We start from the raw sequence: 12982 nt of genomic DNA, 5'->3' as shown, positions 1-12982 counted from the left end.
TCGCTGCCGGATCAGCGTCCGCGCAGGTTGCCGCGCATGCCCTTCATGCTCGTCGGCACCGGGCCCTTGGGCAGCGGCACGTTGGAGCGGGTCGCGTCCATCGCGCGCAGCCGCGAGAGGATGTCGGTCATCTCGGCGGGCTTCACCTGACGGCCGAGCTTGCGGACGTGCTTCATCAGCTTGTCCAGCGGGACCTCGCCCTCACCCTTGCCGCAGACGACCTCGTGGATCGGCGTCTCGGTCAGCACACGCTCGTGGTTGCGCCGTTCGGTGATCATCAACTTGCGCAGACGCGCCTGGCTGGTGCCCTCACCGACCAGGATGATCCCGGGCGGACCGACGACCCGGTGCACGACGTCCTGCTGCTTGGTGAAGCCGACCACCGGGTCGACCTTCCACTTGCCGCGCAGCATGCTGAGCGCGGCAGCAGCGGCACCCACCTGGCCGTCCATCTGGGCGTACGCCGCGGTCTGGGCCCGGCGACCGAAGACGATCATCGCGGCGAGGATGCCCACCAGGATGCCGGTGACCGTGGCCAGCACCCACTGCAGCACCCCTTCGCCGGGCAGGGCCACGGTGACGAAGAAGCCGACCAGGAAGCCGACGAGGGCTGCCCCCCAGACCCACAGACCCAGGCGCGGGTCCGTCTTCTTGGTCATCCGGTAGGAGCGCACCAACTGCTGGCGGCGGCTGAGGTCTGAGGTGACGGGGGAGGACATGTCGTGCCTTTGCTGACTCGCCGGCCGGGGCCGGAAAAGGTGGGTCGTACGGGGACCGCTCAGGCGGTCGCGGGCGCGGACTCGCGCGCGTCCATGGCCTGACGGTACAGGCGTCCGGCGCGGTAGGAGGAACGGACCAGCGGGCCGGACAGCACGCCCGAGAAGCCGATCTCGGTCGCCTCCTCGGCCAGCTCGACGAACTCCTCGGGCTTCACCCAGCGCTCGACGGGGTGGTGACGCACCGACGGACGCAGGTACTGCGTGATCGTCACCAGCTCGCAGCCGGCGTCGTGCAGGTCCTGCAGCGCCTGGCTGACCTCCTCGCGGGTCTCGCCCATGCCGAGGATCAGGTTCGACTTGGTGACCAGGCCGAAGTCGCGGGCCTGGGTGAGCACGTCGAGCGAGCGCTCGTAGCGGAACGCCGGACGGATCCGCTTGAAGATCCGCGGCACGGTCTCCACGTTGTGCGCCAGCACCTCGGGCCGCGACTCGAAGACCTCGGCGAGCAGCTCCGGCTTGCCGTTGAAGTCGGGGATCAGGTTCTCCACGCCGGTGCCGGGGTTGAGCTCGTGGATCACCCGCACGGTCTCTGCGTAGAGCCAAGCACCGCCGTCGGGCAGGTCGTCGCGGGCGACGCCGGTGATCGTGGCGTAGCGCAGCTGCATCTTCTGCACCGACTCCGCGACACGACGGGGCTCGTCGCGGTCGAGGGCGGTGGGCTTGCCGGTGTCGATCTGGCAGAAGTCGCAGCGCCGCGTGCACTGGTCACCACCGATGAGGAAGGTGGCCTCGCGGTCCTCCCAGCACTCGAAGATGTTGGGGCAGCCCGCCTCCTGGCAGACCGTGTGCAGTCCCTCGGACTTCACCAGGCTCTGGAGGGCCGTGTACTCCGGACCCATCTTGGCTCGCGTCTTGATCCACTCCGGCTTGCGCTCGATGGGGGTCTCGGCGTTGCGGACCTCGAGTCGGAGGAGCTTGCGGCCTTCAGGGTGAGGAGACGTCACGAGAAGCAAGACTACGCCGCGAGGCCAGCAAGCCCAATCACGGGACGTCGCGCCGTCGGAAGGACAACATGCTCCCGACCACGACCACGAGCACGAGAGCGGCCAGGTAGACCGCAGCCTGCGGTCCGGTCAACAGCTGGGTGCATCCCTCACCGGTGCGCCAGCACTCTTCGGAGTCGACGTAGTACTCCTGGCGCCCGAGCACGAAGGCGAAGGCGTTGGTGCCGATCATCCACCGCGACGCTGTGGCTCCGAGCACGACCGCGAGCAGGACGCTGCTGCCGATCGAGGCCCCGATGATCACGCCCAGCGCCCCGACGGTCGAGCGCAGCAGCATGGTGAGGGCGTACGCCGCGCCGCCGGCCCCGGCGACCAGGACCACGCCGCGGGCCGCGGCGGTGACGCTCCACCACCACTGGTTCGGCCCCACGGCGAGGTCCCGCATCTCGGCGGCCACCCAGATGCCGCCCCAGAAGAGGCCCAGACCCAGCAGCGCCATGACGCCGGTGGCGGCGACGACGGCCGCGAACTTGGCGGCCCAGACCCGTAGTCGCCGCGACTCGAAGAGCAGCTGGTTGCCCATCGACCCGGTGGCCCAGTCGTGGCCCGCGAAGGTGGTGCCGATCAGGGCGGCCAGCAGGGCGAGGATCGTGACGACGGCCAGGCCGACACCCTCGCGGGTCTCACGGATGGTCAGGGCCGGCCGGTAGATCCAGTCCTCGACCTCGCCGACGTTGCCCGCGCGCTTCTCGCAGCGGGTGGCGATCTCCTCGGGCGTGAGGTCCTTGACCCGGAAGCCCCAGTCGCGGGGGGAGGCGATGCAGTCGCGCACGCTCTGCTCAGCCGTCGCCTCCATCTCCGCCCTCGCCTGGGTGCGGTCGGCTTCGGTGATCGGACGGGTCTCCCACAGGGTGCCCGCGAGGACCACCGCCGGGACGACGAGGGCGAGCACGAGCAGGGCGACCACGGCGCGACGCCAGCGCAGCCGCGTGATCTCTGCATGCAGCAGATGCACCATCACTGACCACCTCCCACGCGGCTGCCCGCGGTGAGCTCGAGGAAGACCGACTCCAGGTCGCGCCGCACCGGGTGCAGCTCCGAGGGCCACAGGTCTGCGGCGGCCAGGGTGCGTACGACCTGGGTCGCGTCCGCGGCCTCGACGAGCAGGTCGGCGCCCTCGCGGCGCGCGGCGAAGCCGGCCGCGTCGAGCCGTTCGACTGCGGCGTCGGGGTGCTGCACCACCACCCGGTGGACCGGCGCGCTGGTCGATCCGTTGAGCAGCTCGTCGACGCGGCCCGAGGCGATCTGGCGTCCGTCGCCGATGATCGTCACGGAGTCACAGACGGCCTGGACCTCCGCGAGGATGTGCGAGCTGAGCAGGACCGTGACACCGGAGGCGCCCAGAGACCGGATGGTGTCGCGGATCTCCCGGATGCCCTTCGGGTCGAGGCCGTTGGTCGGCTCGTCGAGGATCAGCAGGTCGGGTTCCTTCAGCAGGGTCGCCGCGATCGCCAGGCGCTGCTTCATGCCGAGTGAGTAGCCCTTGTAGCGGTCCTCGGCGCGACCGGTCAGCCCCACGGTCTCGATGGCCGTGGCGATGTGCGACTCCGGCAGCCCGGCCGACCGGGCCAGGAGCACGAGGTTCTGCTCGCCGCTCGACTGCGGTGCGAACTTGGGGGACTCGACGACCGCCCCGACACGCTGGATCACTTCGGGGAGCCCGTCGGGCACCGTGGTGCCGAAGATCTTCATCTCACCGGCGCTCGCCCGGGCCAGGCCCAGCAGCATCCGGATCGTCGTCGTCTTGCCCGACCCGTTGGGCCCGAGGAATCCGTGTACGCCACCGCGTGGGACCGCGAGGTCCAACGACTCGATGGCCACCCGGCGTCCGCGTCGTCCGCGGAACTCCTTGCGCAACCCGTGGGTCTCGATCACCAACTCGCTCATGCGTCCCCCTCGTCCGGCCGCCGCGCGGCCGGACGACACCCTCTCAGGCGCCGGAGCCGCTGCCCGCGGGACACGCCGTTGCTGAGACGCGCAGTTCCGTGTGGGAACTGGGGGAGGGGTGGGTCAGGAGCCGGGCGTGACCAGCTGGACGCGGGGTCCGTGCGCCGGCTCGGGGCGCGGTTCGTAGTCAGGGGTCGACGTGTAGGGCTCCCAGGCCAGCAGCTCGGCCACGTGGCGGCGGACGACCGGCAGCACCTCGGCGACCGGCACGTCGCGACCCAGTTCCTGCGACAGCGACGTCACGCCCGCGTCGGAGATGCCGCAGGGCACGAAGCGGGAGTACCACCCCATGTCGACGTCGCAGTTCAGCGAGAAGCCATGCATGGCCACGCCCCGGCTCACCCGGATCCCGATGGCGGCGATCTTGCGCTCCGGGCCACGGTCGTCGGCCTGCAACCAGACACCACTGCGACCCGGCACCCGCGCGGTGCGCACCCCGAGGTCGGCACAGACACCGATCAGCGCCTCCTCCAGGCGGCGGACGTAGTCGACGACCTTGACGTGGTCGGGCAGCCGCACGATGGGGTATCCGACGAGCTGGCCGGGCCCGTGGAAGGTGATCTTGCCGCCGCGGTCGACGTCGATGACCTCCGCGCCACCGGGGTCGAGCGGCCGCTCGTGGGGGTCGGTGCGCTTGCCGGCGGTGAAGACCGGAGGGTGCTCGAGCAGCAGGACGGTGTCGGGACGGGTGCCTGCCACGACGTCGGCGTGCACGGCTCGCTGCAGGTCCCACGCCTCGAGGTAGGGCACCGCGCTCTCACCGAACCCGGCCTCGTCGAACTGGAGCGTCATGCCGTCCAATGTAGACCCCGATGCGGGACGTGCCGGCTGGCGGTGTGGGTGCCTGTGGATGACGCCTGACGGGCACCTGCGATCTCCGACAGGGTGGCTCCATGCCTCCCGCTACCCTTCGGCCCTCCGCGGTCGCCACGTTGGGTCTCGCCTCCGCCGCGTGCTGCCTGGTCGCCGCGCTCGTCCTGTGGTGGTCGACGGGTCGCGCACCCGACGAGCCGGTCGCGCCCGACCGGACGGTCTCGGAGCCCACGGAGGTGCTGCGCCAGTGGGACCGCGACCGGGCCCAGGCCTGGGCGAGCGGTGACCTGCAGCAGCTGGGTGGGCTGTACGCGCCCAGGTCGGCGGTCGGGCGTCGCGACGTGGCGATGCTGCGCAGCTATGTCGACCGGGGACTCGTGGTCGAGGGACTCACCACGCAGCTGATCGAGGTGGCGGAGCTGCGGCGTTCCGAGGAGGTCTGGGTGCTGGAGGTGACCGACCGGGTGCACGGCGGTGTCATCGTCGGCGAGGGCGTACGCCGCGCGTTGCCGAACGACGCCCCGGACCGGCGCAAGGTCACCCTGCGCCGCCACGACGACACCTGGCGGGTCGCCTCCGTCGTCACGATGCCCGACGCGGGTCGCAGGGCAGGCTCAGGCGGCCAGTCCGGTTGAGATCACGTCGTCGACGGTGCGGTCGGCGAAGTCGAAGCCGGCCGCCTCCAGGGCCGCGGGCACGGTGTTGAGCGAGCCCAGCACCTCCGGCGCCATGGCGCCCGCGGCTCTGCGCAGCGCGAAGGAGGGCACGGCGAGGAAGGCGCGACGGTGCACCGCGCGGGCCAGCGCCGTCGTGAACTCGGCGTTCGTGGGAGTCTGCGGGGCACAGAGGTTGAACGGGCCGGACAGGTCCCGCGACTCCACCAGGAACGCGACCGCTGCCAGCCAGTCGCGCAGGGAGATGATCGGGAAGTACTGACGACCCGAACCCAGTCGCGCGCCCAGCCCGGCCTTGAAGAGAGGCGCCAGCAGGCTCAGGGGGGCCGAGCGCCGGTCGATCACCGGTGCCGTGCGCAGGATGCAGACTCGGCTGCCGGCAGCCGCAGCCGGAGCAGTGGCCTCCTGCCACTCCCGGGTGACGTCGGTCAGCAGGGCGTCGCCGCGGCTCAGGGCGGACTCCTTGAGCGGCTCGGCGCCGTGGTCGCCGTAGAACGAGATGCCGTTGCCCGCCATGAAGGCTGGCGGGCGTTCGGACCGGGCGATGGCCTCGGCCAGCACCGCGGTCGTCCGCACCCGGCTCTCACGCAGCTCGCGGGCCCACTTCTTGGAGTGGGGGTTGCCCATGGTCGGGGCGCCGGCGAGGTTCACCACCACATGGGCATCGGCGACGACGGCCGGGTCCAACGGGCCGGCGTAGGGGTCCCATCTGATCTCGTCAGGGCCGGGAGCCCGGCGGACGAGGGTGCTCACCTGGTGCCCGTGGCTGCGCAGGTGGGAGATGAGGTGGGTGCCCAGGAAGCCGGACGAACCGGCGATCACGACGCGCATGGGGCCAGCCTCTCAGGTGAGTGGTAGGCCGGCCCCATGTGTCGAGTCGTCAGGTGTGTGACCTCGGGTCAGATGTCGAACCCGCCAGCCTCGAGGCGCTCCTTGACGTCGCTCAGGAACCGCGCCGCGTCGGCACCGTCGACCAGGCGGTGGTCGTAGGTGAGGGCCAGGTAGACCATGTGGCGCACCGCGATCGTCTCGCCCAGCTTCGGGTCGTCGATCACGACCGGACGCTTCACGACGGCGCCGGTGCCCAGGATCGCCACCTGCGGCTGGTTGATGATCGGGGTGTCGAAGAGCGCGCCACGGCTGCCGGTGTTGGTCAGTGTGAACGTGCCGCCGGAGAGCTCGTCGGGGGTGATCTTGTTGGTGCGGGTGCGCTCAGCCACGTCTGCGATCTTGCGGGCCAGGCCCGCGATCGAGAGGTCGCCGGCGTCCTTGATCACCGGGGTCAGCAGCCCCTTCTCGGTGTCCACCGCGACCGCGAGGTTCTCGCGGTCGAAGTAGGTGACCTCGCCCTTCTCCATGTCGATCGCCGCGTTGAGGGTCGGGTGCGCCTTCAACGTGTCGATCGAAGCCTTGGCGAAGAACGGCATGAACGAGAGCTTCACGCCCTCCCGCTCGGCGAACTCGGCCTTCACCGCGTCGCGCTGACGCGCGATCTCGGTGACGTCGACCTCGATGACCGTGGTCAGCTGTGCCGCGGTCTGCAGCGACTCCACCATGCGCGAGGCGATCACCTTGCGCAGGCGCGAGAGCGGCTCGGTGCGGCCACGCAGCGGCGAGGGGGTGACCGACGGCGACGAGGCGGCCGGCGTCGCGGCCTGGCCCGACTCCGCCGCCGGTGCCTCCGGCTCGGCCGGGGCCGACGCGGCGGCGGCCGCGTCGAGCACGTCCTGCTTGCGGATGCGGCCACCGACACCGGTGCCGGTCAGGGTGGAGAGGTCCACGCCCTTGTCGGCGGCCAGCTTGCGGACGAGCGGAGTCACGTACGCACTCTGGTCGTCGTCGCGCGACGGCTTCGCGGCAGGCGCCTCCTCCTGCTTCGGAGCGTCCTGCTGGGGGGCCTGCTGCGTGGGGGCTTCCTGGCGGGGCTGCTCCTTGGGGGCCTCCTCCTGCTTCGGTGCCTCCTGGGCGGGGGCGGCCGGAGCCTCCTCCTGCTCGGGCTCTTCGGTCGGAGCGGCCTGGGGCGCCTCCGGCTCGGCCGCGGCGGGCTGTCCGGAGCCGACGAGGGCGAGCTCGGCGCCCACCTCGACGGTCTCGTCCTCGGAGACCTTGATCTCCAGCAGGGTGCCGGCGACGGGGGAGGGGATCTCGGTGTCGACCTTGTCGGTGGAGACCTCGAGCAGCGGTTCGTCGACGGCCACACTGTCACCGACCTGCTTGAGCCAACGGGTGACGGTGCCCTCGGTCACCGACTCGCCGAGCGCGGGCAGGGTGACGGACGTGGCGTCGCCGGAGCCCGACTGGGCGGCAGGCGCTGCCTCGGCGGGCGCCTCCTCCTGCGCAGCAGCGGGCTCCTCGGCAGGCTCGGCCGGAGCCTCCTGGGCGGGCTCGGCCGGAGCCTCCTGAGCGGGCTCCTCCTGGGCGGCGGGTTCCTCGGACGCCTGCTCGGAGTCACCCGAGCCGCCGCCCTCACCCTCGTCGCCGACGACGGCCAGCACGGCACCGACCTCGACCGTGTCGTCCTCGTTGGCTCGGATCTCGAGCAGCGTGCCCGCCACGGGAGACGGGATCTCGGTGTCCACCTTGTCGGTGGAGACCTCGAGCAGCGGCTCGTCGACGGCGACGGTGTCGCCGACCTGCTTCAGCCAGCGGGTGACGGTGCCTTCCGTGACGGATTCGCCGAGTGCGGGGAGGGTGACTTCGGAGGCCATGGGTGTCCTGTCGTCTCGTGAGGGTGGGGATCAGTGGTCAGGAGTCGGTGGTGTCAGGTGCGACGCGGTGCCGGTGGGCGCGGCGCGGACGATCAGCGGGAGTGGGTGATCGGACGATCGAGGAGGGCGACGGGCGTGGAGTGGTGCGCACACGCCGGGGCGACCCCGGGTCACCAGGACCGGTGCGTCGTGCTCGGCGGCCGCCACTGTGGTCAATCCCTCACTGGATCCAGATCGTCTCTTGCGGAGACCATCCTCGCACTTAGTGACGGACTCCGCAGCACCGCATCGCCAGGGACCCGTCAGACTGGGGGCATGGGTCTGTTCGATCGCTTCCGTCGCGGCCGTGCGCCGCGGATGAGTCGCCCCAGTGGCGACACCACCCGCACGGGGTCCACCTCCGTGCGCGCCTCGTCCTCCGCCGACGCCAAGCACCTCAACGAGTGGGTGGTGCAGCGCCGCGGTGTCGAGGGCTTCGTCGAGCCCCGCACCGCGGTCAACGACGTCACCCTCCTGCTCGTCGCCCACGACGGCGAGTGGACCCGCCGACGGGTGCCCTCGGCGAAGTGGGCCCACGACTTCTGCAACCACCACCGCGTCCCGTCCTACGACGCCGCGGTCGTGGGCGTGCCCCAGCGCATGCGCGAGTGGAACCGGCGCCAGAAGTCGCGCGACACCTGACCCGGCGCCACACCGCGGGGGCGCGGCGCCGGGGGTCGCGGACGCGGGGGCCACAGCGGTCGTCCCGTCAGTCCTCGGCGAGGGTGCGGGCGTACTCGACGAGGGTCTGCACCGCCACGCCGGTGCCGCCCGAGGTCCAGTCGCCGAAGGGGGCGCCCGTGTTGTAGGCCGGCCCCGCGATGTCGAGGTGGGCCCAGTCGACGTCGCCCACGAATTCGCGCAGGAAGGCGGCCGCGAAGAGGCCGCCGCCCCAGCGCACCCAGTCGTGCTGGGCGAGGTCGGCCACCTTGCTCGAGCGGACCCGCTCCTTCATCTCCTCCGGGATGGGCATCGGCCAGTGCGCCTCACCGGCGCGCTCGCCGGCGGCAACCACGGCGGCGACGGTGTCGTCGTCGCCCATCACCCCGGTCACCTTGTCGCCCAACGCCAGCATCATCGCGCCGGTCAGCGTCGCGACGTCGAGCACGACGTCCGGCTCCTCCTCGACCGCGAGCGCGAGGGCGTCGGCGAGCACGAGTCGGCCCTCGGCGTCGGTGTTCAGCACCTCGACGGTGCTGCCGCCCCGCATGGTCAGCACGTCGCCAGGGCGGGTCGCGCTGCCCGAGACCATGTTCTCGGCCAGGGGGGCCCAGGCGGTGACCCGCACCGGCAGGCCGAGGCGGGCGACGGCCAGCGTCGCCTGCACGACGGCCGCGGCGCCAGCCATGTCGCACTTCATCGTGTTCATGCTGGAGGCTGGCTTGATGCTGAGGCCGCCGGAGTCGAAGGTGATGCCCTTGCCGACGAGGGCGAGGTGCGTGGTCGCGCCCTCGGGGGCGTACGCGAGCTTGACGAGGCGGGGCGGCGCGTCGGAGGCGGCGCCCACCCCGACGATGCCGCCGCAGCCCATCTCGGCGAGCTGCTCCTCGTCGAAGACCTCCAGGGTCAGGGCCGGCGCCTTGCGCCCGCTGGTGAGCTCCGCGTGCGCAGTGGTGGTGGCCTCGGCGAAGAGCGCCGGGGTGAGCGTGCCGGGAGGCTCGTTGACGAGGTCACGGGTCGCGGCCACGGCGGCCGCGACCACCTGCGCCCGCTCGAAGGCTGCCTTGGCCGCGTCGGTGCGGGCCAGGGGGGAGAGCACCCCGACCTCCGCGGGACGGGTGTCCTTCGAGGGCTTCTTCCACGCGGTGTAGGTGTAGCCGCCGAGCACGAAGCCGGTCACCGCCGCAGCCACCGAGGCCTCGTCGTCGGCCGGCAGCGCCAGCGCCACCGAGGAGGCGTTCGGGATGTTGCGGGCAGCGACACCTGCGGCACGCCGCACGGCGACCGGCGTCACCTCTGCGCCCAGACCGACCAGCACCAGCAGCGGAGCGGTGACGGTGCCCGTCGTCGGCACCTTGACGGCCTCGCCGGCCTTCCCGGTCACCCCGAGGGTGGAGAGCATCGGGCCCAGCTTGCGACCGTACGCCGCGGCGACCTCCTCGCCGCCGGGTGCGAGCACTGGGCCGTCGGAGGCCTGGAGGACCCCCACGACGACGGCGTCGGTCCGGGTCTTCGCGGGGTTGGCGTGGCGCAGGGTGTACGAAGTCACCTCGGCAGGATAGCCAGCCGACCTCGGCCCGCCGAGAGTCGTGCCCCCACGGCGTCGGTGGGCTGCGTTAATGTCGGTCCATGTCCAATGACTCGGGCCAGAAGCAGTCGCCGCTGCACGAGCGCCACGTCGCGCTGGGTGCGAAGTTCTCGGAGTTCGGCGGCTGGGCCATGCCGCTGGAGTACTCCACCGGCATCGTCAAGGAGCACACGGCCGTGCGTGAGGCCGTGGGTGTCTTCGACGTCTCCCACCTCGGCAAGGTCCTGGTCAGCGGGCCGGGCGCCAAGGAGTTCGTCAACGCCACCCTGAGCAACGACCTCGACCGGATCAGCCCGGGCAAGGCGCAGTACACGCTCTGCTGCGACCCGGAGACGGGCGGCATCGTCGACGACCTGATCGCCTACCTCTCCGACGACGAGCACGTCCTGCTCGTGCCCAACGCCGCCAACACCGAAGAGGTGGTCCGGCGTCTCTCCGCGGAGCTGCCCGAGGAGCTGAAGCTCGTCGACCACCACCACGACTACGCCGTGCTCGCGGTGCAGGGGCCGAAGTCCGACGAGGTGCTCGAGACCCTGGGCCTGCCTGCCGGGCACGACTACATGACGTTTGAGGAGGCGCGCTGGCGCGGCTGGCCGACCCCCACGGAGCACGACGAGGCCCTGGTCGTGGTGTGTCGCACCGGCTACACCGGGGAGCGCGGCTACGAGCTGATCGTGCGCAACGACCAGGCCGCCGAGGTCTGGGACGCGCTGCTCGCAGCCGGGGCCGAGCACGGCATCACCCCGTGCGGCCTCGGCGCGCGCGACACCCTGCGCACCGAGATGGGCTACCCGCTGCACGGCCAGGACCTCACGCCCGAGACCACCCCGCTCGAGGGCGGCGTCGGCTGGGCGGTGGGGTGGTCGAAGGAACGCTTCTGGGGCAAGGAGGTGCTCGCCGCGCTGAAGGCGGAGGGCGCCCCGCGGGTGTTGCGTGGCCTGATCGCCAACGGGCGCGGCATCCCGCGGCCGGGCATGTCGGTGACCCTCACCGAGCACATCCCGCTCGCCGACGTCACCTCCGGCACCTTCAGCCCGACCCTGCGCAAGGGGATCGGGCTCGCCCTCCTGCCGACGATGGTCGAGGTGGGGGCAGAGGTCGGGGTCGACATCCGCGGTCGCCGCGAGATCTTCACGGTGGTCAAGCCCCCGTTCGTCGACACGTCGGTGCGAGAGGACTGAGTCATGGCAGACGCTGAGTGGTACTGGATGATGGAGGACGCCTCGGGCGCTCCCGTGCACGTGCCCGAGGAGCTCGCGAGCGAGCGTTGGGCCGACAAGGCCGAGGCGGAAGCGTGGGTCGGCGAGGTCTTCGCCGACCTCCTCGCCGCGGGCGTCGACCGGGTGAGCCTCTACGAGGGCGACGCCAAGGCCTACTCGATGTCCCTGCACGCCGAGTGACCACTGCTCCCTCGACGTCCGGTCGGGTGCGTGAGGCCCGGCCCGAGGACGTCCCGACGATCCTCGAGCTCGTCCATGCGCTCGCGCGCTACGAGAAGGAGCCGGAGGCCGTCGAGGCCACCGAGGACGACTTCCGGACCGCGCTCTTCCCCGAGCACGGCCACCCCACCACCTTCTGCCACGTCGCCGAGGTCGACGGCCGGGTCGTGGGCATCGCGGTGTGGTACCTCAGCTTCTCCACCTGGACCGGTCGCAACGGCATCTGGTTGGAGGACCTCTTCGTCGCCCCCGAGCACCGTGGCTCCGGGCTGGGCAAGGAGCTGCTGCGTACGCTCGCCGCCCTCTGCGTCGAGCGCGGTCTACGTCGCCTGGAGTGGTGGGTGCTCGACTGGAACGCACCCTCGATCGCGTTCTACGAGTCCCTGGGTGCCGTCGCCCAGGACGAGTGGACGACCTACCGACTCGACGGTGACGCGCTCGCGTCGCTGGGCGGCTGAGGTCCGCCCGCCGTGAGCCACGCGTTCTCCCAGGTCGACGTCTTCTCCGCCGCGCCGCTGCTGGGCAACCCGGTCGCGGTCGTGCACGGTGCCGACGACCTGACCGACGAGCAGATGGCGGCCTTCGCCCGGTGGACCAACCTCAGCGAGACGACCTTCCTGCTCAGCCCGACCGACCCGGCGGCCGACTACCGTCTCCGCATCTTCACGCCCGGTGGCGAGCTGCCGTTCGCCGGCCACCCGACGCTGGGCAGCGCGCACGCGTGGCTGGAGGCCGGGGGCACGCCGCGTACGCCCGGGGTCGTCGTGCAGGAGTGTGGCGTCGGCCTGGTCGACCTGAGGCGCCACGACGGGCGACTCGCGTTCGCCGCGCCGAAGCTGTTGCGCAGCGGACCGGCCGACGCGGCCACGACGGCTCGCGTCACCGAGGCCCTGGGACTCTCGGCTGACGACGTGGTGGCCGTGGCGTGGGTCGACAACGGTCCCGGGTGGGTGGCCGCCCTGGTGCGCGACGCCGAGACGGTGCTCGCGGCGCAGCCCGACCTGACGGTGATGCGCGGACTCGAGGTCGGCCTCGTCGGCCCCTACCCACCCGGCAGCGAGTGCGCCGTGGAGGTGCGCGCCTTCGTGCCCGGCCTCGGCGTCGACGAGGACCCGGTGACCGGCTCCCTCAACGCCGGCATCGCGCAGTGGCTGATCGGCAGCGGACGACTGCCCGAGTCGTACGTCGCCTCGCAGGGCACGGTGCTCCGGCGTCAGGGACGGGTGCACATCGCGCGCCTCGACGGTGTGGTGTGGGTCGGCGGCGACACCACGACGACGATTCGCGGGCAACTCGAGATCGGTTGAGCCGGACCGCGTAAGGTCGCCCCC

15 protein-coding genes are annotated in these 12982 nt (G+C 71.8%); 6 read left to right on the top strand and 9 right to left on the bottom strand.

Features of this window, described 5'->3' with window-relative positions; all coding sequences use genetic code 11:
- Window positions 1-11: 11 nt before the first annotated feature.
- From IEQ44_RS13565 to lipB, 5 genes are all read right to left on the bottom strand, one after another.
- A complete protein-coding gene (locus tag IEQ44_RS13565) occupies window positions 12-719 on the bottom strand; it encodes a DUF4191 domain-containing protein (protein WP_193638999.1) in 708 nt (235 codons plus the stop codon).
- 59 nt (window positions 720-778) lie between these two features.
- Window positions 779-1723: a lipoyl synthase gene (gene lipA / locus IEQ44_RS13560; protein ID WP_193638998.1), complete on the bottom strand. Its 945-nt coding sequence runs from the start codon at window positions 1721-1723 to the stop codon at window positions 779-781.
- Window positions 1724-1760: 37 nt separating this feature from the next.
- Window positions 1761-2741, bottom strand: a complete 981-nt coding sequence (locus IEQ44_RS13555; RefSeq protein ID WP_193638997.1) for an ABC transporter permease subunit — start codon at window positions 2739-2741, stop codon at window positions 1761-1763.
- Window positions 2741-3670 carry an ABC transporter ATP-binding protein gene (locus IEQ44_RS13550; protein ID WP_193638996.1) on the bottom strand — a complete coding sequence of 310 codons (930 nt, stop codon included), beginning with the start codon at window positions 3668-3670 and terminating at the stop codon, window positions 2741-2743. Before IEQ44_RS13550 ends, IEQ44_RS13555 begins: the two co-directional genes overlap by 1 nt.
- A gap of 123 nt (window positions 3671-3793) precedes the next feature.
- Window positions 3794-4522 (bottom strand): lipoyl(octanoyl) transferase LipB, encoded by a 729-nt coding sequence (lipB, locus tag IEQ44_RS13545; protein WP_193638995.1) that lies wholly within the window; start codon window positions 4520-4522, stop codon window positions 3794-3796.
- A 101-nt stretch (window positions 4523-4623) separates the two neighbouring features.
- Here lipB and IEQ44_RS13540 point away from each other — a divergent pair, with 101 nt between their 5' ends.
- Window positions 4624-5178 (top strand): hypothetical protein, encoded by a 555-nt coding sequence (locus IEQ44_RS13540; RefSeq protein WP_193638994.1) that lies wholly within the window; start codon window positions 4624-4626, stop codon window positions 5176-5178.
- Here the strand turns inward: IEQ44_RS13540 and IEQ44_RS13535 are convergent.
- The 3 genes from IEQ44_RS13535 to IEQ44_RS13525 form a co-directional block, all read right to left on the bottom strand.
- Window positions 5158-6048, bottom strand: a complete 891-nt coding sequence (locus IEQ44_RS13535; RefSeq protein WP_193638993.1) for a TIGR01777 family oxidoreductase — start codon at window positions 6046-6048, stop codon at window positions 5158-5160. The two genes, IEQ44_RS13540 and IEQ44_RS13535, sit on opposite strands and share 21 nt — an antisense overlap.
- A 68-nt stretch (window positions 6049-6116) precedes the next feature.
- Window positions 6117-7925 (bottom strand): 2-oxoglutarate dehydrogenase, E2 component, dihydrolipoamide succinyltransferase, encoded by a 1809-nt coding sequence (gene sucB / locus IEQ44_RS13530; RefSeq protein ID WP_193638992.1) that lies wholly within the window; start codon window positions 7923-7925, stop codon window positions 6117-6119.
- A 30-nt stretch (window positions 7926-7955) separates the two neighbouring features.
- Window positions 7956-8141 carry a hypothetical protein gene (locus IEQ44_RS13525; RefSeq protein WP_193638991.1) on the bottom strand — a complete coding sequence of 62 codons (186 nt, stop codon included), beginning with the start codon at window positions 8139-8141 and terminating at the stop codon, window positions 7956-7958.
- A 99-nt stretch (window positions 8142-8240) separates the two neighbouring features.
- On the opposite strand from IEQ44_RS13525, the gene IEQ44_RS13520 reads away from it, so the two are divergent.
- Complete coding sequence (locus tag IEQ44_RS13520) at window positions 8241-8606, top strand: hypothetical protein (protein ID WP_227487467.1); 366 nt, start codon at window positions 8241-8243, stop codon at window positions 8604-8606.
- Window positions 8607-8673: 67 nt separating this feature from the next.
- Here IEQ44_RS13520 and IEQ44_RS13515 read toward each other — a convergent pair whose 3' ends face one another.
- Complete coding sequence (locus IEQ44_RS13515; RefSeq protein ID WP_193638990.1) at window positions 8674-10173, bottom strand: leucyl aminopeptidase; 1500 nt, start codon at window positions 10171-10173, stop codon at window positions 8674-8676.
- 80 nt (window positions 10174-10253) lie between these two features.
- Here IEQ44_RS13515 and gcvT point away from each other — a divergent pair, with 80 nt between their 5' ends.
- The 4 genes from gcvT to IEQ44_RS13495 are packed head-to-tail and all read left to right on the top strand — an operon-like array spanning window position 10254 to window position 12958.
- Window positions 10254-11393, top strand: a complete 1140-nt coding sequence (gcvT, locus tag IEQ44_RS13510; RefSeq protein ID WP_193638989.1) for a glycine cleavage system aminomethyltransferase GcvT — start codon at window positions 10254-10256, stop codon at window positions 11391-11393.
- A gap of 3 nt (window positions 11394-11396) precedes the next feature.
- Window positions 11397-11612, top strand: a complete 216-nt coding sequence (locus IEQ44_RS13505) for a hypothetical protein (protein WP_193638988.1) — start codon at window positions 11397-11399, stop codon at window positions 11610-11612.
- On the top strand, window positions 11609-12109 hold the full coding sequence (locus IEQ44_RS13500; protein WP_193638987.1) for a GNAT family N-acetyltransferase: 501 nt from the start codon (window positions 11609-11611) through the stop codon (window positions 12107-12109). Before IEQ44_RS13505 ends, IEQ44_RS13500 begins: the two co-directional genes overlap by 4 nt.
- A 12-nt stretch (window positions 12110-12121) precedes the next feature.
- Entirely contained in the window at window positions 12122-12958 is an 837-nt protein-coding gene (locus IEQ44_RS13495; RefSeq protein WP_193638986.1) for a PhzF family phenazine biosynthesis protein, read from the top strand.
- The last annotated feature ends 24 nt before the right edge of the window (window positions 12959-12982 follow it).

Origin of the sequence: Nocardioides malaquae, from assembly GCF_015070385.1 — a bacterium.
Classification (GTDB): Bacteria; Actinomycetota; Actinomycetes; order Propionibacteriales; family Nocardioidaceae; genus Nocardioides; species Nocardioides malaquae.
This window is presented reverse-complemented; position numbering and strand designations above follow the sequence as displayed.

Coding starts and splice junctions, on each gene's coding strand:
- IEQ44_RS13565 (WP_193638999.1), bottom strand. CDS start 719: ATGTCCTCCCCCGTCACCTCAGACCTCAGCCGCCGCCAGCAGTTGGTG.
- IEQ44_RS13555 (WP_193638997.1), bottom strand. CDS start 2,741: ATGGTGCATCTGCTGCATGCAGAGATCACGCGGCTGCGCTGGCGTCGC.
- IEQ44_RS13550 (WP_193638996.1), bottom strand. CDS start 3,670: ATGAGCGAGTTGGTGATCGAGACCCACGGGTTGCGCAAGGAGTTCCGC.
- lipB (WP_193638995.1), bottom strand. CDS start 4,522: ATGACGCTCCAGTTCGACGAGGCCGGGTTCGGTGAGAGCGCGGTGCCC.
- IEQ44_RS13540 (WP_193638994.1), top strand. CDS start 4,624: ATGCCTCCCGCTACCCTTCGGCCCTCCGCGGTCGCCACGTTGGGTCTC.
- IEQ44_RS13535 (WP_193638993.1), bottom strand. CDS start 6,048: ATGCGCGTCGTGATCGCCGGTTCGTCCGGCTTCCTGGGCACCCACCTC.
- sucB (WP_193638992.1), bottom strand. CDS start 7,925: ATGGCCTCCGAAGTCACCCTCCCCGCACTCGGCGAATCCGTCACGGAA.
- IEQ44_RS13520 (WP_227487467.1), top strand. CDS start 8,241: ATGGGTCTGTTCGATCGCTTCCGTCGCGGCCGTGCGCCGCGGATGAGT.
- gcvT (WP_193638989.1), top strand. CDS start 10,254: ATGTCCAATGACTCGGGCCAGAAGCAGTCGCCGCTGCACGAGCGCCAC.
- IEQ44_RS13505 (WP_193638988.1), top strand. CDS start 11,397: ATGGCAGACGCTGAGTGGTACTGGATGATGGAGGACGCCTCGGGCGCT.